Origin of the sequence: Bacillus stratosphericus (assembly GCF_020524495.1) — a bacterium.
Taxonomy (GTDB): domain Bacteria; phylum Bacillota; class Bacilli; order Bacillales; family Bacillaceae; genus Bacillus; species Bacillus stratosphericus_B.
On record NZ_JAIVLB010000011.1, the window covers coordinates 59,590 to 80,504 of the forward strand.

The window sequence follows — 20,915 nt, forward strand, 5'->3', positions numbered from 1 at the left end:
AAGAAAAGCTGCAGCCTTGTTTTGCAGCTTTTCTTTTGCTAGTTTTTATCTTCATCAGCACCCTAAAAAAGGAGCGGTTAAACCTGTGGATTATATCATTGAAATGTTGAATATACGCAAAGAATTCCCTGGCATTGTAGCAAACGACAACATTACGCTACAGCTTAAAAAGGGTGAAATTCATGCGTTGCTTGGTGAAAACGGCGCTGGAAAATCAACGCTCATGAACGTGCTTTTCGGACTGTATCAGCCTGAAAAAGGTGAAATCAAGGTACACGGAAAACCCGTTCACATCTCAAGTCCGAATGATGCAAGTGATTTAGGCATTGGAATGGTGCATCAGCACTTTATGCTTGTGGATACATTCACTGTTGCTGAAAACATTATTTTAGGGAAAGAGCCAAAGAAATTTGGAAAGATTGACAAAGAGCAAGCGATTCAGCAAGTGCAAGAGCTTTCCGATCGCTATGGGCTGAAAATAGACCCTGCTGCTAAAGTGTCTGACATCTCTGTCGGAATGCAGCAGCGTGCAGAAATCTTAAAAACACTTTACCGCGGCGCAGACATTTTGATCTTCGACGAACCAACAGCCGTCTTAACACCTCAAGAGATAAAAGAACTTATACAAATTATGAAAAATTTAATCAATGAAGGTAAATCCATTATTTTAATTACCCATAAGCTGAAGGAAATTATGAATGCCTGTCATCGCGTCACCATTATTCGAAAAGGTCAAGGCATTCGTACACTTGATGTTGAAAGCACAAATAAAGACGAGCTTGCCAGCTTAATGGTCGGCCGGGAAGTTTCATTTAAAACAGACAAAAAAGCAGCTTCTCCTGCTGAGGAAGTGCTTCAAATTCAAGACCTGACTGTAAAAGACGCACGAGGAATCGAAGCAGTCAAACATCTTAACCTCTCAGTGAAGGCTGGCGAGATTGTCGGAATCGCTGGTGTTGATGGCAATGGTCAATCTGAATTAATTGAAGCCATTACAGGTCTGAAAAAATCAGAATCTGGTACGATCCTGCTAAACGGGAAAGCCATTCAAAATCTCCCGCCTCGTAAGATCACCGAATCTGGTATTGGCCATATTCCTCAAGACCGTCATAAACACGGACTTGTTCTCGACTTTTCAATTGGAGAAAATATTTCCTTACAAACATATTATCAGCGCCCATACTCAAAGTTTGGCTTAATGAATATGAAAAATATTTATCAAAAAGCAAAACGCATTATTGATGAATATGACGTACGGACACCGAATGAATATACAGAAGCACGTGCGCTGTCAGGCGGTAACCAGCAAAAAGCCATTATAGGCCGTGAAGTTGACCGTCATCCTGACTTGTTAATTGCCGCACAGCCGACACGCGGACTTGACGTTGGTGCGATTGAATTTGTTCATAAACGTCTCATTGAACAAAGAGATGCGGGCAAAGCCGTACTGCTCATCTCATTTGAGCTTGATGAAATTATCAATGTCAGCGACAAAATTGCTGTGATCTTTGAAGGTAGTATTATCGCCATTGTTGATCCAAAAGAAACAACAGAACAAGAGCTTGGTCTATTAATGGCTGGAAGTACGCAACAGGAAGTGGGGAAAGAAGCAAATGTCTAATCGCTTAACAAATCTGCTGATTCCGCTTATAGCCATTGTACTTGGTCTTTTCGTTGGGGCCATTATCATGCTTGCAAGCGGTTATAGTGTCATCGAAGGCTATGGCGCCCTTTGGAATGGCGTCTTCGGTGAGACCTATTATATGGGAGAAACCATCAGACAAGTTACACCTTATATTTTATCAGGGCTTGCTGTTGCCTTTGCATTTCGGACAGGCCTCTTTAATATCGGTGTAGAAGGTCAATTACTGATCGGCTGGGTAGCTGCTGTATGGATTGGAACTACGGTTCATGCACCGATCTACATCCACCTACCTCTTGCACTGATCACGGCTGCTGTTGCAGGTGCATTATGGGGCTTTATTCCTGGGTTTTTAAAAGCTCGTTTCTATGTACATGAAGTCATTGTCACCATCATGATGAACTATATTGCCCTTCATGTAACAAACTATTTGATTTCAAATGTCTTAACAAGTAATAAAGATAAAACAGAAAAAATTGAAGCAACCGCATCGCTTCGCTCTGGATTCTTTGAGCAAATCACCGATTTTTCTAGAATGCATAATGGTATTTTTGTTGCCATCATTGCTGCTGTTGTCATGTGGGTCATTATTCAAAAAACCTCTAAAGGGTTTGAATTACGAGCTGTTGGCATGAATCAAAAGGCCTCACATTATGCCGGAATGAACGTTCGCCGTAATATCATTTATGCGATGCTGATTTCTGGTGCCTTTGCAGGTCTTGCAGGTGCAATGGAAGGGCTTGGAACGTTTGAGTATGCCTCTATTAAAGGCTCTTTTACCGGTGTTGGTTTTGATGGAATCGCCGTCGCCTTATTAGGCGGAAACACAACCATTGGTGTTGTTCTGGCTGCATTATTGCTTGGTGGATTGAAGGTCGGTGCTTTAAATATGCCGCTTGAATCTGGCGTACCGACTGAGGTCGTTGATATTGTCATTGCGATCATTATTCTTTTCGTCGCCTCAAGCTATATTATCCGGATTGTGATTCAACAAATGAAGAAAAAGGGGGGGAAATAAGTGGGGTTTCTGCAAATTCTTGAAATCGTCATCCCAGCTACACTTGTTTATGCTGCACCACTTATTTTAACCGCTCTTGGAGGCGTCTTTTCAGAAAGATCAGGTGTTGTTAATATCGGTCTTGAAGGTTTGATGGTCATCGGAGCATTTTCCAGTATTATCTTTAACTTGTTTTTTGCTGATATGTTTGGCCCCTTGACCCCATGGCTTGGTCTTCTCGTTGGGATGGCTGTAGGCGGATTGTTCTCACTCATTCACGCTGTTGCGACCATAACGTTTCGAGCAGATCAAATTGTCAGTGGTGTCGCTATTAATATGCTTTCTCTTGGCGCTACATTGTTTGTCGTTAAGCTTATTTACGGAAAAGCACAAACAGATAAAATTACAGAGCCTTTCTATAAAGGAGATATTCCCCTTTTAAGTGATATTCCAATCATTGGTGATATTTTCTTTAAAGATGTATATTATACGTCCATACTCACATTAGCTCTAGCGGTTGTTGCTTGGTTTGTTTTGTTTAAACTGCCATTTGGTCTTCGTCTTCGTGCAGTCGGAGAGCATCCAATGGCTGCTGATACAATGGGCATTAAAGTCTATCGTATGCGTTATATTGGCGTTTTCATTAGTGGTCTGTTTGGCGGTCTTGGAGGGGCTGTCTACGCTTCGACCATCGCTCTAGATTTCTCACATGCGACGATTACAGGTCAAGGTTTCATTGCTTTGGCTGCTCTTGTATTCGGTAAGTGGCATCCATTTGGCGCAATGGGCGCTGCATTATTCTTTGGATTTGCTCAAAGTTTAAGTATCATTGGCTCTCTCTTACCGTTATTTCAAGATATACCCAACGTGTACATGCTCATTGCACCGTATGTGCTTACCATCCTAGCACTTACTGGCTTTATCGGACGTGCAGATGCACCGAAAGCCCTTGGTACACCTTATTTAAAAGGAAAACGATAAATACGATATATGAACAATCCCCTGAAGGACAAACTATCTTCAGGGGATTTTTGTATGATAAAAACGAAAAAATCCCTGTTTATTTTACTTTTATTATACTTAATTTAGTTTAATAAATAGAAGAGTATCATTCAATCTTCTACAATTGAGACAAATAGCGTTTGGGGGTGTTTATGTGGCTAATGCACAACAATTGAAATCGATTACAAACGATTCTGACAATAATAAAAGCATTTTCCGAAAGATGATGTCTTGGAAAATTGGTGTTATTGATCTTCCTGTGTATTTAGTACTTGCAGCGATTATTTTAACTGCCGCTTATTTCAATAAAATTCCAGTAAATATGCTTGGTGGTTTCGCTGTTATTATGATTTTGGGGATTTTCCTTGGAGATGTAGGACAACGTATTCCAATCTTAAAAGATATTGGTGGACCAGCGATTCTTTCTTTATTCGTACCATCGTTCCTGGTCTTTTTTCATGTTCTGAATCCAAACTCGTTGGAAGCGGTTACGTCTCTTATGAAAACGTCTAACTTCCTTTACTTCTATATTTCTGCTCTTGTAGTAGGTAGTATTCTTGGGATGCAACGAACTGTTTTAGTACAAGGCCTTATTCGTATGTTTGTTCCTCTTGTCGCAGGTACAATTGCAGCTGTGACTGCCGGAATTCTTGTTGGTCTTTTAGTTGGTTACACACCACATCATTCGTTCTTCTTTATTATTGTACCGATTATTGCTGGTGGTGTTGGTGAAGGGATTTTGCCATTATCTATTGCTTATTCACAAATTCTTGGTGTATCAGCAGAGTCATTAATTTCTCAATTAATTCCTGCTGCTGTTATTGGGAACGTCATTGCCATTATCTGTGCTGGCGCCATGAAAAAGCTTGGTGAAAAGCGTCCTGAACTTAACGGGAATGGCCGTCTTGTAAAAACGAAAGAAGCAAATGAAATTTTCGAGCAGCCTGATATGGATGCAAAAGTTGATTTCGGTTTAATGGGTGCAGGTGTACTTATTGCTTGTACGACCTTTATCTTTGGTGGTTTGTTAGAAAGCTTTATCCATATTCCAGGTCCAATTTTAATGATTGTTCTTGCAGCATTAATTAAATACTTAAACGTGATGCCTCAGCATCTACAAAATGGTTCTCAACAGTTCTACAAGTTTGTATCTAGAAGCTTCACATGGCCACTCATGGTTGGTCTAGGAATTCTCTACATTCCGCTTGATGATGTAGCAACTGTTATCTCTATTCCATTTGTATGCGTATGTATCGCTGTTGTTCTTGGAATGGTTGGTTCTGGTTACATCGTTGGTAAATTAATGAACATGTACCCAGTTGAATCTGCAATTGTTACTGGCTGCCACAGCGGACTAGGCGGTACTGGTGACGTTGCGATCCTTTCCGCTTCTGGAAGAATGGGACTTATGCCTTTCGCCCAAGTTTCAACACGTCTTGGCGGAGCAGCAACTGTTATTTGCGCAACGATCTTACTCAGAATGTTTACTTAATCAATACAATCATAAAAAGCATGAGCTCTCATTATGGGCACATGCTTTTTTATATTCCTTTTTTCCTATTAGACTTTATTCTTCACCAAAGACTACTCGTATATATTCTCTCGGCTGAAATGGATATTGTCTTGCTTCTTGATAGGTCATATAGAGAAGATGTTCTGAAAACATCGGCCATTCACTTTCTGACTGCCACCTTTTTTGATCATTTCGTTCTATTAAGAATGCTCCTCCTAAAATCGTGCAGAATATGCTTAAGCTGATGCCCGCTTTTAGTTTCATGTAATCAGCTCCTTTAAGAAAAGCATGTACGAAAAACAAAACAATATACAACGAGTTTCATTTTTGATAAAATAATTTTTGTGGTCAAAAGAACTCAAAAATAAATACAATTTGTTGTAAATCAGTTCAAACCAATGCACTATTTCTGTATTTACGCTATAATTTTATTTACCAGTTCTTTAGAACGTGAATTTATATTGATCGAAGGAGGTTTATTTCTTGCAGCTTATTCACTTCGCCATCCTATCACCTTTTTTGCTTGCGTTTGTTGTGCCTTTTCTTTTTAAATACGTAAAGCGTATACATACGGGGTGGTTTGTTCTTATCCTCCCTATTCTTTTATTTAGCTATTTTGTCCAAATGATCACAATCACATCAAATGGACGAACGTTGTTCTCACAGGCCGAATGGATTCCTTCACTCGGAATGAATTTCACTGTATATATAGACGGACTTAGTTTGTTATTTGCGCTATTAATTACAGGTATTGGCGCACTTGTGGTCTTGTACAGTATTTTCTACTTGTCAAAGGAAAAAGAACAAATCGGCTCTTTCTATACGTATTTGTTAATGTTTATGAGCGCTATGCTTGGTATCGTTCTATCTGACAACATGGTGGTTCTTTACTTGTTTTGGGAGCTAACGAGTATCTCTTCCTTCCTCTTGATTGGGTATTGGTATAAGCGAGATCGTTCTCGTTACGGAGCGACAAAATCACTGCTTATTACTGTTTTTGGTGGATTGGCTATGCTTGGTGGCTTCATCCTTATCTACTTGATCACTGATTCATTCAGTATCCGTGAAGCAATTAATCAGCTTCAGCTCATTATGGCATCACCTTATTTTATCCCTGCCATGATGTTGATCTTACTTGGTGCGTTTACTAAATCAGCGCAATTTCCATTCTATATTTGGCTGCCTGACGCAATGGAAGCACCAACTCCAGTGAGCAGTTATTTGCATTCTGCCACAATGGTAAAAGCTGGTATTTATCTTGTTGCCCGCTTCAGTCCAATCTTTGCAGTTTCAGAGGTGTGGTTTTGGACCCTTTCAATCGTTGGACTTGTCACATTATTCTGGGGATCATTTCACGCCGTCCGGCAAAACGATTTGAAAGCTATTCTGGCCTTTTCAACCGTTAGTCAGCTTGGCATGATTATGCTTATGCTTGGAGTAGGCGCATCTGCCATTCATGAAAACAATCCTGCTTTTTTCGGCGTAGCCGTTCTGGCCGCTATTTTTCATTTAATCAACCATGCCACGTTTAAAGGCAGTCTCTTTATGGCAGCTGGTATTATTGATCATGAAACAGGCACACGTGACATTCGTAAATTAGGTGGATTAATGACCATCATGCCTATTACATTTACAATTACATTGATTGGTACATTCTCAATGGCTGGACTTCCGCCATTTAATGGCTTTATGAGTAAAGAGCTATTTTTCACAAGCATGATACGTATCTCTGACATCAGTTTTACCGATGTTTCCACATGGGGTGCTATCTTCCCAGCAATTGCTTGGATCGCTAGTGTGTTTACGTTCATTTACAGTATGATGCTCTTCTTTAAAACATTTAGAGGTCGCCTACAACTCGATCAATTAGAAAAAAAACCGCACGAGGCACCGATTGGTATGCTCATCCCACCAATTATTCTTGCTGCACTTGTGGTCACCTTTTTCTTCTTCCCAAATATTCTAGCTTATTCTGTCATCGAACCTGCGATTGCAGCCATTATCCCTGATGCGATTGATCCAGGAAAACGGTTTGTTGTCAAAATTGAAGCATGGCACGGCTTTCAGAAAGAGCTTTATATGACGATAGGTGTTGTCGCTTTAGGAATCATCGGATATTTGACGTTGTCAAAATGGCGTCCAATCTACAATATCTTCAAAGAAAAATGGTCATTTAACTCATTATATGATCATTCGCTTACAGGATTAGAAAAAGGCTCGTATCGACTGACAAGCAGCTATATGACTGGGTTTCTTCGTGACTACCTTGTCTATGTGTTTGGGTTCATGATTATCGTGCTTGGAAGCGTCATGGTCTATCAACAAGCCTTCTCATTTCAAACGGAGCATGCTGCACCAATCGGCACTTACGAGGTCATCCTTTCACTTGTCATGGTGGCGGCGACCCTCACGACTGTGTTTGCCCGTTCTCGCTTAACGGCCATTATTGGACTAGGTGTCATGGGTTATACGCTCTCACTATTTTTTGTCATTTTCAGAGCACCTGATCTTGCACTCACACAGCTGATTATTGAAACGATTTCTGTTGCGCTGTTTTTACTTTGCTTCTATCACCTGCCAAAACTGAGCTTGAAGCAAAAAAAGAGAAGGTTCAGATTGACAAATTTAATCATTTCATTAGGTGTCGGCATCATTGTTACCTGCCTTGCCTTCGCTTCAACAAGTGAGCAGTCACTTGATACCATTGCGTCTTATTTTATTAAGAACAGCTACAAGCTTGCAGGTGGAGACAATATTGTTAATGTCATTCTTGTTGATTTTAGGGGCTTTGATACACTTACTGAAATTGCAGTGCTTGCTATCGCAGCACTTGGTATTTATGGGTTATTAAAGTCACAAAGAAAACAGAAGAGAGGAATGCGGCGATGAGAAAAATTGAGACGAATGATATACTATTACAAGTCACAACCAAAATCACTGCATTCATCATATTGCTTTTCTCACTCCACCTGTTTCTTGCGGGACATAACAATCCTGGCGGAGGGTTTATTGGTGGATTAATGAGTTCTTGCGCTGTCGTCCTGCTGCTCTTAGCCTATGACCTAAAAACAGTGAGACGCATCTTGCCGTTTAATTTTATTTATGTAGCAGGTGTCGGGCTCCTCATTGCCATCCTGACCGGTATCGGATCTTTCCTGTTCGGAGCACCTTTCTTATCCCATACCTTTGGTTATTTTCAATTGCCGTTTTTAGGGAAAACAGAGCTGGCAACAGCGGTACTGTTTGATATCGGTGTTTATTTGGTAGTTGTTGGTGTCACCATGACCATTATTCAAACGATTGGAGAGAAGGAATAATGGAATTTCTAATGTCTATTATCGTCGGAATTATTTTTATGACGGCGACCTATTTAATGCTTTCAAAAAGTCTTCTACGGGTCATCGTCGGTACTGCTGTTTTGGGTCACGGCGTCCATTTGCTTCTATTAACAATGGGCGGCTTAAAAAAAGGAGCACCTCCTATTTTAAAAGAGGGGCTCACATCCTATGTAGATCCTTTGCCACAAGCATTAATTTTAACAGCCATTGTCATTTCGTTTGGTGTGACATCCTTTTTGCTCGTCATGGCCTTCCGTGCCTTTCAAGAGCTACGAACAGATGACATGGATCAAATGAGAGGAAATGATCAGCATGAATAATCTCGTGATCCTGCCTATTTTAATTCCATTACTATCCGCTACACTATTGATCTTTATGAACAAGAACATCATGCTGTCTAGAGGCTTTAGTGTCTTTGCATCTCTTTCAGCCATTATATGTAACTTGTTTTTGGTTCAAACGATTTTTACAAAAGGTATACAGACACTTTATTTGGGCGGCTGGAAAGCACCATTTGGAATTGCGCTTGTGGCCGATCAGTTTGCTGCACTGCTCGTACTGACCTCTTCCATTGTTGGACTTGTCACAGTTCTCTTCTCCTTTCAAACGATTGGGAAAGAAAGAGAGCGGCTGTTCTTTTATTCTGGTGTACAGTTTTTATTAGCTGGCGTCAGTGGTGCCTTTTTAACAGGAGATATATTCACCTTGTTTGTTTTCTTTGAATTACTGCTGATGGCGTCTTACATGCTCATTGTGTTAGGCGGATCAAAGCCCCAGCTTCGTGAATCACTGAAATATATTGTGTTTAATATCATCTCATCGGCATTATTTATTGTCGGTATAGCTTGTTTATATGCGGTCACTGGCACATTGAATATGGCTGATTTAAGTGTGAAAATAGCTGAATCAGGACAAACAGGATTAATCACCGTCATTTCGATTCTGTTCCTCATAGTATTTGGCTTAAAAGCTGGTGTCTTCCCGCTTTATTTCTGGTTGCCAGGATCATATCATGCACCTCCTGCAGCAATTTCAGCACTATTTGGCGCACTGCTGACAAAGGTAGGCTTATATGCCATTGCCAGAGTCTTTACGTTAATTTTTATACATGATACAGCCTTCACACATACACTCATGGCGTGGCTAGCCGCCCTAACGGTTATTTTCGGTGTGATTGGTTCTATCGCCTATTCTGATATACAAAAAATCGTGATTTATAATATTGTGACAGCTGTTGGGGTCATCTTATTTGGCATTGCAGCCAATACACCAGCATCGCTCCAAGGAGCCATTTATTATCTCATTCACGATATGGTGATCAAAGGAGCTTTATTTATGCTGGCAGGTGCATTATTTGTGTACGCTGGCACCAACAGCCTGAAAAAAATGGGCGGTCTGATTCAATCCCAGCCTCTCCTCGGCTGGATGTTTTTCATCTCCGCTTTATCACTTGCAGGTATTCCGCCACTTAGTGGGTTTGTTGGAAAGCTAAAAATTGTTGAAGGTGGATTTTCTGCTGGACACATGACATTTTCCATTCTCGTATTACTGTCTAGTCTGCTTGTCCTTTATTCTGTTATGAGGATTTTCACGCTCGCATTTTGGGGCGAAGAACAGGAACTTCCGAGAAGAAAGTCGATTAAAGGTATGGTGTATCCTGGAGTACTGCTTGTTGTTTTATCGCTTGCGATTGGATTAGGAACAGAGTTCATTGCACCTTATATCAATCAAGCTGCGGAAATGATTTCAACACCAGAAAAATATATTCAAGCTGTGCTGAAGGAGTAGATGAACATGGCCTTTCAAATATTATTAAACGCTCTCCTCGCCTTTACATGGATGTTTATGAATGATACTTACACAGCCTCAGGCTTTGTAAAAGGCTTTGTACTTGGGATGGTCGCTATTTTTATGCTGCGGCGATTCTTCCCGCAACGTTTTTATGGCTATGCACTTTATGCCATTTTCAAGCTCTTGATCATTTTCATTCGTGAACTGCTTCTTGCCAATTTGAGTGTTTTGAAGAACATATTATCACCGAAGCTTCAAATCAAGCCGGGAATTTTCGCCTTTCGTACAGATTTAAAATGTGATTGGGAAATTACTGTGCTTGCCAATTTAATCACATTGACACCAGGCACACTGGTCATTGATATATCGGATGATCGATCCATTTTATATATTCATGCGATGGATATTGAAGATGCTGAAAAAGCCATCCATGACATTCGTGTATCATTTGAAAAAGCCATTCAGGAGGTGAGTAGTAAATAATGGAACTCGTATTGCAAATTTCACTCGGCATTCTCGCATTGTCTACCTTGCTTTTTGTCATCAGGGTCATCAAAGGACCTTCCATTCCTGACCGTGTGAGTGCACTTGATGCGGTAGGGATCAATTTAATTGGGATGACAGCCATTGTTTCAATATTACTGAAGACGACTATGTTCTTTGAAATTATTTTACTGCTCGGTATCCTAGCTTTTATCGGCACTGTCGCTTTTTCTAAATTCCTTGAGAAAGGGGAAGTGATTGAAAATGATCGTCATCGCTAAAGCCATTGTGATCTTTTTTATTCTACTTGGCGCCATCCTTTGTCTGATCTCAGCCATTGGCTTACTTCGCTTACCGGACGTCTATACACGTATGCATGCTGCATCAAAAGCATCGACACTTGGCGTTGTACTCATTTTAGTTGGTGTATTCTTTCATGAATGGTTTCTTGCAGGTATTATCTCTGCGAAAATCCTACTCGGGATTGTTTTTATCTTCCTGACAGCACCAGTCGGCGCTCACCTGATCGGAAGAGCTGCCTACAACACAGGAGTCAAGATGGACAAACGGAGTGTGCAAGATGATTATGACGGGTTTCGTAACTTCGTGATTAAGCGAAATGAGGATTCTTATTTATAAAAGACAATTTAATATCCTTTTGTGGAGGAACAAATAAATGAAGGGCCTAACGTGTTAGGTCCTTTTATTTATGTCTTACGAGTGTAAAGAATATTAGCAAGAGTTATCATAGATAGCAACACCTTTTCACTTTGAATTTTTCTAGAAACCAAAAACCTCCATTATGACGCTCAAATATCAACATTATCGTTCAACAGAGTAAAAAAAAGCTTCCGATGGACCGAGCGCTTTTTTATATGCGATCGATGACAGCAAGTGTGCATCTAGACGTACAGACATGCCGGTTTCGATCATCTTTTATATCGATTTGGAATACCATTGTACGCCGTCCTACATGTACAGGAACAGCTATCGCTGTCACCACTCCATCCCGTACAGATTTTAAATGATTGGCATTGATCTCAATACCTGAGCAAACCTGCTGAGTTAAGTCTAAATGAGCAGTAGCGCCCATGCTCGCCACCGTTTCTGCTAGAGCAGCCGATGCTCCTCCGTGCAGTAATCCAAATGGCTGTTTTGTTCGGTGATCGACTGGCATTGTCGCAACGCAGCGTGATTGATTGCATTCCACAATTTCAATACCCAGTGCCTCAAGCAGTGTATTTGATCCACTCATATCCATCAAGGCCCTCTCCCTTCACACGTTTACAGCACACTTTCAGATTTTGCAATTAACACTGCTTCTGTTCGAGATCCAACATTCAGCTTATTAAAGATGGAAGTCAAACTGTATTCAATCGAGCGTTTGCTCAAATGAAGCACATCGGCAATCTCTTGGTTCGTGTACCCTTTTTCCACTTCTCTGAGGATTAAACACTCGCGCTCTGTTAACAGTTCATGATCCGGCTGCTGATCCTGTTCTGGCTTTTCTTGCTGCTGTGAAATTAATTTCTTTAAATAGGATAGCTGAATGACAACTTCTCCTTGCAATGTGCGGTGTATGTATTCAATCACTTTGTCTTTTGTCTCTGTTTTACTAATTGCACCATGCAATCCAGCCCGAATGGCCTCTTCGAAATAATCATCTACTTCATACCCTGTATAAATGATAATTTTCACTTGTTGATTCGTTTCTAAAATTTGTTTCGCAATGTCCATTCCATTGATATCCCCGAGATTTAAATCCATCAAGACCAAATCATAGATGGAAAAGTCATGCGTCTTTAAAAAGGCGGCTTCTGCATCAGGACTTAAACAATCGACTGATAGCTGCTGATCTGATTCTAATATGCTTTTTGTCCCTTCCATGACAGCCGGATGATCATCAATGACCAATATCTTCTTCATGTCTTCCTCCCTTTAAATCACTCACTTCCATTTTATATAAAAGACTTGGCAGATGCCAAGTCTTTATCCTTAATAAGTCGTTACAATTCCAATTCAATTTTCACCTTGAGCCCTTTTTCTGGGGCTGTATGAATTTGAAGCTTTCCATTTAACGCCTTGACTCGTTCCCTTATTCCCGATAGACCCATGCTTATTGTGTACTGATCAAGTTGGCTTGCGTCAAAACCTACTCCGTCGTCCTCATAGTGGAGAACAACCTGATCTTTAATACAAATCAGCATCACTAAGACTTGGTTGGCCTTAGAGTGTTTCAATGCATTGGATAACAGCTCCTGCACAATGCGGTAAATATTAAGCTGTGAGTCAATATCAATGTCCAGCTCTTTATCAAAGCGGGTCGTATTCAGCCTGATATGAAACGGAGCTTCCTCTTGGATTAGAGAAGTCAGCTTCGATATCCCCTTCACTAGGCCTAAATCATAAAGCAACTGCGGCCGAAGTTCATGACATGTTTCTCTCGTCGTTTGAATCACTTTAGACATTTGTTCATTCCATGCAATCAGCGAATGTTCAATAGAGGTTGAGCATTGATCGTTTTGGAAATTCGTTAAAAACATTTCTGACTGTCTTTTTAGTGAAATCAAATCCTGTAGCACGGAATCATGAAGATCCCTGGCTAAATCTGAGCGCTGCTTTTCTTCCATCGCAAACATAACTTTTTTCAGCCAAGCGGGATTCGCTTCACGCTGTTTCAAATCTTCAAGATGCTCCATCAATTCTTCGATCTTGACGACATTCTCTAAACTGACACTTGTATAAAATGCCAATGTTTTTAGCCAAGAAATGTCATCGCGCGTTAGCTTCGGTGTCTTTAAATTTGATAAACAGCAAATCACAAACGAGTGACCGCCCCGCTCGCCAATTTTCATCATAAACCCTTTATTAAGCTCGATGATTTTCCCTACTTCACCTAAAATGTCTTGAAATTGATTGACATACTCTTTCCATAGTTTGCTGTCATCTGTCGACTCATCAATCTCTTCAATTTGTCCATCTTCCTTCACTTCAAGCACAAAGGCTTTATTGACAATGAGCACTTCTAATATCGTATATTTCAAATGATACAGTACTTGATGAAGAGATGATGCTTCACGAATGAGCTGCGTAAATTTAAACACACTATCCTGATAATTATGCTTCTCAGAAAATCGTTTCAGCCGGAAGCGGAAATCTAGAATTTCTTTGAAATAAAAGACCGCAAGCATGAGTGTATAAGTAATTAAGGCGAGCTTCAAAGTGTACTTCAAATCTTCTGGTTTCTGCAAAATGTAAAACGTGACGACAACAAAAATAGTCGGTGTGATCGCTAGAAAACCATAGTACCTCAGTCTACTAATCAGAAAATCCATATTGTAAAGTTTGTTCGTCATGAATTGGTATACGAGTGAAAAAGGAATAAGCAAGACAATGGATGTCAGGATAAAAGGATCAACCAAATACTTATCAAAAAACACATAGGGAATAGCAAAAAAGAGAATGAATGGACTGAACGACAAAACATTCATAATGGCAAAGAATTTTAAAACTGAGCCATGTGCTGTCTTTTTATATCTCTTCATACCTCTGACTATTAAATAAAGAGCTCCTAAAACTGTTCCGAAAAAAAACAGCAAACTGATACTCGGAACATATTTCCTGAATTCAGATGACACCGAAACGCCACTATGTACGGCAAAGTTAAAAATAGGGATCAAATATAAATATTTGATGAGCTTTGGATTCGTTAAGTGAACATCAAATTCCTTGAAATATTGATAGATAAAGTGAATATATAAAATAGACACACTTGATAAACACAATAAGAGAACATAATGGCTAAATCTATCACCAATTCCTGAAGTACCTGCACTCAGATACCCAATACAAATTGATAATAAGAATAATATTAATAAAAATGCAGATTTTCGTTGCGGTTCTTTGTTAATTTTAATAATAAAAAAGATGCAAAATAAGCATATTGAATATAGTAGAAGAGGGATTAAATAGATAAATAAGCTTTCGCGACCTATCAATGTCTTATTTTTAAGTGATATGATTTGGTTGCCTCTTTGTATATCAATTCTTTGCACATTTCTGAGCTTACCATTGATCATGTGGTCTTGAATTAAATTAGATTGTCCGTTTATCTTTAATATAATATCTCCTTCTTTTAACCCCGAAGAATAAGCTAAAGAAAGATATTCAACGTCAACAACTTCCGTTTGGCCGTTTTCATTCTTTTCTACACGTGCGCCATTAAAAATATCAAATACATAGATATATGAAATATAGATCACAAATAAAAAAGACAAAAATACAAGAAATGTGGACAATTTTGTATAGGTAAGCTTCATGTTTAAAACATCCTTAAGAAAAATCATTAAATCATCATACAGGTTTGAATCTCAAATTAATACTCCCAGATGTATTTTGCACTCATGTATTCTTTTTTTACACCCTCTATAATGGCTGCGGTTGTTTGTGCGTCAGCATGAATTAAGTTTGCATTTCCAGAAATCAATTCATCAATCACACCTGGGTTTTTTATTAGATATGCAATGATATTTTGAATATTCAATCATTTCCCTCCTTTGTCATAAATGCATATAATTGTTCCTTCTTTGTTTTAGGTAAATCAAGTTGCTCAATTCCTTGCCTCATCTTTAACAGCATAATCTCTCTCATGGATACCATGTACTGAGTCAAACCAGCTTCAAGTAATTTCTGTTTCAGTTGAAACGGCTGATGCTCAAACTCATTGAGCCTGCCTGAAAAGAACTCAAGCAACTCATGGCTGGCATCGTTAAAACGTCTCTCTAAAAAACTAAATGCCAGTGTTTGTTTTTTTTGCAAATCCCCGTTTGTTTTCGAAAATAACGCAAAAAAATCATTACTGATCTGCTCAGCAACACCATAATATATTGAATAAGATTCCACAGTTGGGTTGATTTTTCTCGTCGCTAAATAAACACCTAGTACACTAGAAAGAGCTGTTAATGATCCTGATTTTTTCCTTAAAACCTCTACACACTCTTCTTCTGTTCCATGTATATGACGCAAATCATCATGTTGTCCTTCCATTGACAATTTGATGAAGTGGAACAGCTTCTCAATTAGTTGAGAATCATTTTCACCTATTGATGTGATAGATTGGATACTCAGCGTATACAAATACGTAGACGCATTGATGGCCACCCCTTGGTTGACGTTCATCCAAGGATAAGAATCTTTATCCTGATCTTCAATATCATCTAATATATCGGCTGATAAGATGAGAAGTTCAATCCCTGCTGCCAGCTTTGTAATCGCTCGCTTGTCTTGTCCGCCAAATGCCTCATAATGCTCGTAAGCCAATTGCCCAAAGGGGAATTCATTCTTTATATTTGTAAATTCAAGAAGCAGCTTTTGTAAATCCTTTTGCCTGACTGCATGTTGAATAAAATCAGACATATTCTGCTTGATTTTTGTATTCTCTAGATAGTTTAGCATACTCGGTCTTGTACCTCACCCTTTCGTCTTTTATTTTACTAAAAAGACTTGAGCAAATGTCCACTGACATCACTATTTAACAATTATATAATAATATATCCTTTTTTTGTATGTATTTGGATAAAAAAAAGACTTGATGATTATCAAGTCTTTAAGAAATTTTCACATATTCATATTTGTCGTATTGATCAATGCTTTTGTTAATGTTATGAAGAGAGGCCGTTGTTTCTCTAATTTCGTTTTCAAGTTTCCATAATAATTGTTTAAGTTCTTCGATTTCATACTTTTCCATCGATTCCACTCTCCTTTTTTGGAAGATCAATGTATTTGTGTATGGTGATTGGGTCATAAGTATTTGATCTGTTACTAATAGTGTAAATGCAATTGAGTATTTTTTCACCGAAAAGTATGCACAAAATGTGTGCGTGATACCGCAAAATTCAATAGGTCTTTTTTCATCATTTTCTGACTTTTCAACTCGTACTTTTATCTCAATTTTAAAGGAAATGCGTCATTTTTACGACAAGAAAAGGAATCATTCGTCAAGATCCCCCACAACAGAACATACGCTTCCTTTTATTCTCTTGGTTTTTCATGTCATAGGTCAGACGACAGGCTCTACAGTAGACACCGCAATTTTTTGGCGACATTCACCGAAATTGACCGCAGAAGTACCTATTTTTATGATGAATTTACAAAGATAGAAAGACCATTTTGATTCTTTATTCTGATTTTCTACATACATTTAGAACAGATATCCGTCCAATTTCACTTTATGAGAGAAGAGGCGATCATATGTTTCACTATGTTCCTTATCCTCCTTTGCAGGTTCCCGCAATGCGGAGCGCATATCCACGTGCGCCTATGACCTATCCTCCAGTGGATGCCCACTCGTTTCAAAGATCCGCAAAGGAATCAGCCCGGCTCGTTGCTGACGCATCACTTATTACACAACAGATTTCCAGCTCGCTTTCGTTTGCCAAGCGAATGATGGAGGCTGCTGAACGCGCTGATACAACAATTGTCATCAGAATGCTGAAGCAAATCGGGGTGAAAAGCAATATTGATATCCGCTTTAGTCCAGAAGGCATTCGCATCTATTTATCTATGACTTCAAGCAAGCTTTTTCTGCTTTTACAGTGGGGATGACAAAGAAAAGCCGCTCTGACATGAGCGGTTTTTTTAAGGTTCAAACATTTTATGACACCATTCAATCGCTTCTACATAACAGAAATTACCATTTGACATTCATCATCATTTAAAGGAAAGGATAAAGATCCGGCACCGAATCTCATTAAATCCAAGCAGAATAATCGCCTGCCGGATACTTTTAATTTAATCAAGACGTCTCATGCCACCCGAATTCAGAATAATCGATATGAAACCGAAAGTTCACTTTCAATAAAATGTGTCACTGTCTGAATATTCGGCTTCCTTGCCCAGCTCATTTAAAAGCTGACGATACGCATGAAAAATAGTCGATCATGTCGTCCTAAAATGACGTGCGGCTCGCTAAAAAAAGCTTCTAGGGCTTCTTCATATTCTTTCCGGGTTTCCACTTTTTCTACAAGGAAAGTCGATACTTCTTATATGTATTCAAAATGTCTCTTCGTTCTTCCAATGTTGTCTTCATAAAATCAATTTTTCAAATATCAATGCAATAGAGGATTTCATCAAACAACCTTTCACTAAAATTGTTCCATTGAGAAAGAAATCATCCAGTGCAATTGTAGTATATCAAATGATTGCGGTATGGATCATTTGAACCGGTCAAAATAAAAAAGATCACCTGACTTGATGATCTCCTTCTCTACTACAATTAGCTTTCATAAAGCTCTTTTTTGATTTTATTTTTCACATCATGGATGAATTGCATCTTATTATCCCAGCATTTTTGACTCAAATCGACTGGATATTCTTCTGGTTTGCTGATTCGTTTGTACTCCTCCCAGAAAAGTCCGAGACTTTCCTGCACATAGGTTTGAATCGTTTGAATATCGGGATTATCATACACAAGCTTTCCTTGTTCGAAAATTGGGACGTGAAGATCCTTTGCCACAAAGTTTGTGACAAACTTGCTGATAAATGTATGGACGGGATGGAACATTTTCAGCTTATCTTCACTGTGTACATCTTCCGCTTCAAGAGCAATGTAGTCTCCCTCAGAGTGATGATTTAATTGATTAATAATGCGGTACACACGCTTACGGCCTGGTGTTGTCACTTTCTCTGGATTGGATGAAATTTTGATGGTGTCGTTCATTTTGCCGTTTTCTTCTATAGACACAAGCTTATATACTGCACCGAGGGCTGGCTGGTCAAATGCTGTGATCAGTTTCGTTCCAACACCCCACACATCAATTTTTGCGCCTTGTGCTTTTAAATTCATGATGGTATGTTCATCAAGATCGCTTGATGCAATGACTTTTGCTTCATGGAATCCCGCTTCATCCAGCATTGCCCTCGCTTTTTTAGACAAGTATGCAAGATCTCCGCTATCAAGTCTGACACCAATGAAGTTGATTTTGTCTCCGAATTCTTTTGCTACTTTAATCGCATTCGGAATACCTGATCTGACGGTATCATACGTATCCACTAAAAAGACACAGTCTGTATGCGTTTCAGCGTATTTTTTAAATGCGGTATATTCGTCGCGATATGCTTGTACAAGTGCGTGGGCATGTGTCCCTGATACTGGGATATTGAAGCGTTTCCCTGCACGAACATTACTTGTTGCCTGGAATCCACCGATCAGTGCCGCTCTTGCTCCCCACATCGCTGCATCCATTTCATGTGCGCGTCTTGTTCCAAATTCTAATGCTGTCTCATCTTCAATGATTCCCTTGATCCGTGCCGCCTTTGTTGCGATCAGCGTTTGGAAATTCACGATATTGAGCAAGGCCGTTTCAATTAACTGCGCTTCAACAAGCGTTGTCTCGATGCGCATAATTGGTTCATTGGCAAAAACAATTTCTCCTTCCCGCATTGAATGAAGTGTACCTGTAAAGGACAACTGGCTTAAGTATTCAATGAAATCGCTTTTATAACCAAGTTCATCTTTTAAATAAGCAAGATCGCTTTCGGTAAAGGAAAAGTCAGATAAATATTCAATCGCTTTCTCTAAACCAGCAAATACAGCGAAGCCATTGTCAAATGGAAGCTTTCTAAAGAAGAGTTCAAAGACTGCCTTCTTCTCATGAATGCCGTCTCTCCAATACGTTTCTGCCATGTTAATTTGATAAAGATCTGTATGTAGTGATAAACTGTCGTCAATAAACCGATGCTCCAACTTCCATTCTCCTTCCCTTACTTAACCACTTTCGCACCAAGCGTATGCTCAAAGTGAGAAAGCGCCCACTCGTGCCCTACTTCATTGAAACTCGCGACGGCATTCTGATGAATCACAAGCTCAAAGCCTTTATTGTACGCATCAATAGCTGTATGAAGTACACAAATATCGGTACACACTCCGGCTAAATGAAGTTCAGTGATGCCACGCTCGCGCAGTTTCATTTCTAATTGAGTTCCTGCAAAAGCAGAGTATCTTATTTTTTCCATATAGTAGACATGTTTTGCATATTTTGACGTGTGAAATAGTGAACTTAACTTTCCATAAAGTTCAATTCCTTCTGTCCCGCGAATATTATGGGGCGGAAATAACTTTGTCTCTGGATGATAAGGATCTTGTTCTTCATGGTGATCGACCGCAAAGACAACAAAGTGCCCTTCATCGATAAATGAAGAAGTGATCTCTGTGATCTTAGGTTCAATCGCCTGTCCAGGCTTTCCGCATGTTAGTTTTCCATCGTCTGCAACAAAATCAACTGTATAATCAATACAAATCAATGCCTTGCCCATCCGCATCTCCCCCCTATGCTCTTTTGAATCATTATAGCCTAATCATTTCACTAGGGAAACCTATTCAACAGATTCACGAGAAAAAGCTTTTTGAAACAGCTCATCTTCTATATAGATGTGCTCTTGATTGATCGCATCTGGCACCTCTATGACAAGACCAAAAGGAGAGTGTGACTCGTGATGATTCACCACTTTAAAAGAGCAGCCAGCATCATTGGCCATTTTGACATATTGAGAATAAGAAGCATAGGACAATTCACCATTTAAAAGAACCGTAGCTTGTCGATTGGCCTTCAATACTTGCTCTATCTCTTGATACGGTTTATTTCTTGATACCTGTCCCTTTGTCAGGACCAGAAGCGCTCGTTCTCTTAATGAACCGAGAAACATTCTTCGTTCATCGGGTTTTGTTTCAGCGTGTCCAAATATCCCTTGCTGCAAATAAAAATCAACATATTCTTCTTTCATCGCTGCTTTCACTCCTAGTTTCTGAATTTACATTTCTGTAACCCAGTGCACAATTTTTTGTGCGAGCTCACTGGCTTCGTCTGTTTCCACTCTTTCCATTAAGGAATGTTCAAGTGATTGTTCAAGCTGCCTCTTTTCGTCCTCATATGCAATGGAAATGCTCCATTCAATGTCAGGTACAGCGACAAGCGTTTTATATTCTTTTTTATTTTCATGTAAATATACATTGTAGGTTTTTTGTTGGCTGCTTGTGATGTGTGCTTTTCTTATTTTCATTCGACTCTTTTCACACCTCTTTTCTTCTTACTTCCATATCCATTGTACCATAAAAAAAGACAGCTTCTGAAAAGGAGTCCCTTTCAAAGCTGA

The 20,915-nt window shown here is 39.4% G+C and carries 23 protein-coding genes; 12 read left to right on the plus strand and 11 right to left on the minus strand.

Annotation, left to right across the window (positions count from 1 at the left end; translation table 11 throughout):
• Nucleotides 1–85 precede the first annotated feature (85 nt).
• The 4 genes from LC033_RS06475 (at nt 86) to maeN (ending at nt 5,133) form a co-directional block, all read left to right on the plus strand.
• Nucleotides 86–1,621: a guanosine ABC transporter ATP-binding protein NupO gene (locus LC033_RS06475; protein WP_226567419.1), complete on the plus strand. Its 1,536-nt coding sequence runs from the start codon at nt 86–88 to the stop codon at nt 1,619–1,621.
• Complete coding sequence (locus tag LC033_RS06480) at nt 1,614–2,660, plus strand: ABC transporter permease (RefSeq protein WP_226567420.1); 1,047 nt, start codon at nt 1,614–1,616, stop codon at nt 2,658–2,660. Before LC033_RS06475 ends, LC033_RS06480 begins: the two co-directional genes overlap by 8 nt.
• Entirely contained in the window at nt 2,661–3,620 is a 960-nt protein-coding gene (locus tag LC033_RS06485) for a guanosine ABC transporter permease NupQ (RefSeq protein WP_226567421.1), read from the plus strand. It abuts the gene before it with no gap.
• A gap of 193 nt (nt 3,621–3,813) precedes the next feature.
• Nucleotides 3,814–5,133, plus strand: a complete 1,320-nt coding sequence (maeN, locus tag LC033_RS06490; RefSeq protein ID WP_264188670.1) for a sodium/malate symporter MaeN — start codon at nt 3,814–3,816, stop codon at nt 5,131–5,133.
• A 75-nt stretch (nt 5,134–5,208) separates the two neighbouring features.
• On the opposite strand, the gene LC033_RS06495 is transcribed toward maeN, so the two are convergent.
• The gene (locus LC033_RS06495; protein WP_226567423.1) at nt 5,209–5,418 is read right to left on the minus strand and encodes a hypothetical protein; all 210 of its coding nucleotides are present in this window, start codon (nt 5,416–5,418) and stop codon (nt 5,209–5,211) included.
• Nucleotides 5,419–5,637: 219 nt separating this feature from the next.
• Here LC033_RS06495 and LC033_RS06500 point away from each other — a divergent pair, with 219 nt between their 5' ends.
• The 7 genes from LC033_RS06500 to mnhG are packed head-to-tail and all read left to right on the plus strand — an operon-like array spanning nt 5,638 to nt 11,405.
• Nucleotides 5,638–8,043 (plus strand): Na+/H+ antiporter subunit A, encoded by a 2,406-nt coding sequence (locus LC033_RS06500; RefSeq protein WP_226567424.1) that lies wholly within the window; start codon nt 5,638–5,640, stop codon nt 8,041–8,043.
• Nucleotides 8,040–8,471 (plus strand): Na(+)/H(+) antiporter subunit B, encoded by a 432-nt coding sequence (locus LC033_RS06505; protein WP_226567425.1) that lies wholly within the window; start codon nt 8,040–8,042, stop codon nt 8,469–8,471. Before LC033_RS06500 ends, LC033_RS06505 begins: the two co-directional genes overlap by 4 nt.
• Nucleotides 8,471–8,812 (plus strand): Na(+)/H(+) antiporter subunit C, encoded by a 342-nt coding sequence (locus LC033_RS06510; RefSeq protein WP_226567426.1) that lies wholly within the window; start codon nt 8,471–8,473, stop codon nt 8,810–8,812. The genes LC033_RS06505 and LC033_RS06510 overlap by 1 nt, the downstream gene beginning before the upstream one ends.
• Nucleotides 8,805–10,280: a Na+/H+ antiporter subunit D gene (locus LC033_RS06515; RefSeq protein ID WP_226567427.1), complete on the plus strand. Its 1,476-nt coding sequence runs from the start codon at nt 8,805–8,807 to the stop codon at nt 10,278–10,280. The genes LC033_RS06510 and LC033_RS06515 overlap by 8 nt, the downstream gene beginning before the upstream one ends.
• Before the next feature lie 6 nt (nt 10,281–10,286).
• Nucleotides 10,287–10,766 carry a Na+/H+ antiporter subunit E gene (locus tag LC033_RS06520; RefSeq protein ID WP_226567428.1) on the plus strand — a complete coding sequence of 160 codons (480 nt, stop codon included), beginning with the start codon at nt 10,287–10,289 and terminating at the stop codon, nt 10,764–10,766.
• Nucleotides 10,763–11,047, plus strand: a complete 285-nt coding sequence (locus tag LC033_RS06525; protein WP_226567461.1) for a Na(+)/H(+) antiporter subunit F1 — start codon at nt 10,763–10,765, stop codon at nt 11,045–11,047. Before LC033_RS06520 ends, LC033_RS06525 begins: the two co-directional genes overlap by 4 nt.
• Nucleotides 11,031–11,405, plus strand: a complete 375-nt coding sequence (mnhG, locus tag LC033_RS06530; protein WP_226567430.1) for a monovalent cation/H(+) antiporter subunit G — start codon at nt 11,031–11,033, stop codon at nt 11,403–11,405. The genes LC033_RS06525 and mnhG overlap by 17 nt, the downstream gene beginning before the upstream one ends.
• Nucleotides 11,406–11,637: 232 nt before the next feature.
• Here mnhG and LC033_RS06535 read toward each other — a convergent pair whose 3' ends face one another.
• The 6 genes from LC033_RS06535 to degQ form a co-directional block, all read right to left on the minus strand.
• Nucleotides 11,638–12,027 (minus strand): hotdog fold thioesterase, encoded by a 390-nt coding sequence (locus LC033_RS06535; protein ID WP_226567432.1) that lies wholly within the window; start codon nt 12,025–12,027, stop codon nt 11,638–11,640.
• A 23-nt stretch (nt 12,028–12,050) separates the two neighbouring features.
• Nucleotides 12,051–12,692 carry a two-component system response regulator ComA gene (comA, locus tag LC033_RS06540; protein ID WP_226567434.1) on the minus strand — a complete coding sequence of 214 codons (642 nt, stop codon included), beginning with the start codon at nt 12,690–12,692 and terminating at the stop codon, nt 12,051–12,053.
• Between the two features lie 80 nt (nt 12,693–12,772).
• The gene (locus LC033_RS06545; protein WP_226567435.1) at nt 12,773–15,085 is read right to left on the minus strand and encodes an ATP-binding protein; all 2,313 of its coding nucleotides are present in this window, start codon (nt 15,083–15,085) and stop codon (nt 12,773–12,775) included.
• Between the two features lie 56 nt (nt 15,086–15,141).
• The gene (gene comX / locus LC033_RS06550) at nt 15,142–15,309 is read right to left on the minus strand and encodes a competence pheromone ComX (protein ID WP_226567436.1); all 168 of its coding nucleotides are present in this window, start codon (nt 15,307–15,309) and stop codon (nt 15,142–15,144) included.
• The gene (locus tag LC033_RS06555) at nt 15,306–16,220 is read right to left on the minus strand and encodes a polyprenyl synthetase family protein (protein WP_226567437.1); all 915 of its coding nucleotides are present in this window, start codon (nt 16,218–16,220) and stop codon (nt 15,306–15,308) included. The genes comX and LC033_RS06555 overlap by 4 nt, the downstream gene beginning before the upstream one ends.
• Nucleotides 16,221–16,371: 151 nt before the next feature.
• A complete protein-coding gene (degQ, locus tag LC033_RS06560; RefSeq protein ID WP_003213123.1) occupies nt 16,372–16,512 on the minus strand; it encodes a degradation enzyme regulation protein DegQ in 141 nt (46 codons plus the stop codon).
• A gap of 545 nt (nt 16,513–17,057) precedes the next feature.
• On the opposite strand from degQ, the gene LC033_RS06565 reads away from it, so the two are divergent.
• The gene (locus LC033_RS06565; protein ID WP_226567438.1) at nt 17,058–17,369 is read left to right on the plus strand and encodes a YuzC family spore coat inner layer protein; all 312 of its coding nucleotides are present in this window, start codon (nt 17,058–17,060) and stop codon (nt 17,367–17,369) included.
• 670 nt (nt 17,370–18,039) lie between these two features.
• Here LC033_RS06565 and LC033_RS06570 read toward each other — a convergent pair.
• Genes LC033_RS06570 through LC033_RS06585 form a run of 4 tightly spaced genes read right to left on the minus strand, consistent with a single transcriptional unit; the run spans nt 18,040 to nt 20,822 of the window.
• A complete protein-coding gene (locus LC033_RS06570) occupies nt 18,040–19,509 on the minus strand; it encodes a nicotinate phosphoribosyltransferase (RefSeq protein ID WP_226567439.1) in 1,470 nt (489 codons plus the stop codon).
• Between the two features lie 17 nt (nt 19,510–19,526).
• Nucleotides 19,527–20,078 carry a cysteine hydrolase family protein gene (locus LC033_RS06575; RefSeq protein ID WP_226567440.1) on the minus strand — a complete coding sequence of 184 codons (552 nt, stop codon included), beginning with the start codon at nt 20,076–20,078 and terminating at the stop codon, nt 19,527–19,529.
• A gap of 60 nt (nt 20,079–20,138) precedes the next feature.
• Nucleotides 20,139–20,546 (minus strand): YueI family protein, encoded by a 408-nt coding sequence (locus tag LC033_RS06580; RefSeq protein WP_226567442.1) that lies wholly within the window; start codon nt 20,544–20,546, stop codon nt 20,139–20,141.
• A gap of 27 nt (nt 20,547–20,573) precedes the next feature.
• On the minus strand, nt 20,574–20,822 hold the full coding sequence (locus LC033_RS06585; RefSeq protein WP_226567443.1) for a YueH family protein: 249 nt from the start codon (nt 20,820–20,822) through the stop codon (nt 20,574–20,576).
• Between the last annotated feature and the right edge of the window lie 93 nt (nt 20,823–20,915).

Excerpts from the sequence above, each read along its gene's own strand:
- degQ (WP_003213123.1), bottom strand. The coding sequence starts at position 16,512 with ATGGAAAAGTATGAAATCGAAGAACTTAAACAATTATTATGGAAACTT.
- LC033_RS06555 (WP_226567437.1), bottom strand. The coding sequence starts at position 16,220 with ATGCTAAACTATCTAGAGAATACAAAAATCAAGCAGAATATGTCTGAT.
- LC033_RS06505 (WP_226567425.1), top strand. The coding sequence starts at position 8,040 with ATGAGAAAAATTGAGACGAATGATATACTATTACAAGTCACAACCAAA.
- LC033_RS06480 (WP_226567420.1), top strand. The coding sequence starts at position 1,614 with ATGTCTAATCGCTTAACAAATCTGCTGATTCCGCTTATAGCCATTGTA.
- LC033_RS06510 (WP_226567426.1), top strand. The coding sequence starts at position 8,471 with ATGGAATTTCTAATGTCTATTATCGTCGGAATTATTTTTATGACGGCG.
- LC033_RS06535 (WP_226567432.1), bottom strand. The coding sequence starts at position 12,027 with ATGGATATGAGTGGATCAAATACACTGCTTGAGGCACTGGGTATTGAA.
- LC033_RS06520 (WP_226567428.1), top strand. The coding sequence starts at position 10,287 with ATGGCCTTTCAAATATTATTAAACGCTCTCCTCGCCTTTACATGGATG.
- LC033_RS06575 (WP_226567440.1), bottom strand. The coding sequence starts at position 20,078 with ATGGGCAAGGCATTGATTTGTATTGATTATACAGTTGATTTTGTTGCA.
- comA (WP_226567434.1), bottom strand. The coding sequence starts at position 12,692 with ATGAAGAAGATATTGGTCATTGATGATCATCCGGCTGTCATGGAAGGG.
- LC033_RS06585 (WP_226567443.1), bottom strand. The coding sequence starts at position 20,822 with ATGAAAATAAGAAAAGCACACATCACAAGCAGCCAACAAAAAACCTAC.
- LC033_RS06580 (WP_226567442.1), bottom strand. The coding sequence starts at position 20,546 with ATGAAAGAAGAATATGTTGATTTTTATTTGCAGCAAGGGATATTTGGA.
- LC033_RS06545 (WP_226567435.1), bottom strand. The coding sequence starts at position 15,085 with ATGAAGCTTACCTATACAAAATTGTCCACATTTCTTGTATTTTTGTCT.
- LC033_RS06565 (WP_226567438.1), top strand. The coding sequence starts at position 17,058 with ATGCGGAGCGCATATCCACGTGCGCCTATGACCTATCCTCCAGTGGAT.
- LC033_RS06495 (WP_226567423.1), bottom strand. The coding sequence starts at position 5,418 with ATGAAACTAAAAGCGGGCATCAGCTTAAGCATATTCTGCACGATTTTA.
- mnhG (WP_226567430.1), top strand. The coding sequence starts at position 11,031 with ATGATCGTCATCGCTAAAGCCATTGTGATCTTTTTTATTCTACTTGGC.
- LC033_RS06515 (WP_226567427.1), top strand. The coding sequence starts at position 8,805 with ATGAATAATCTCGTGATCCTGCCTATTTTAATTCCATTACTATCCGCT.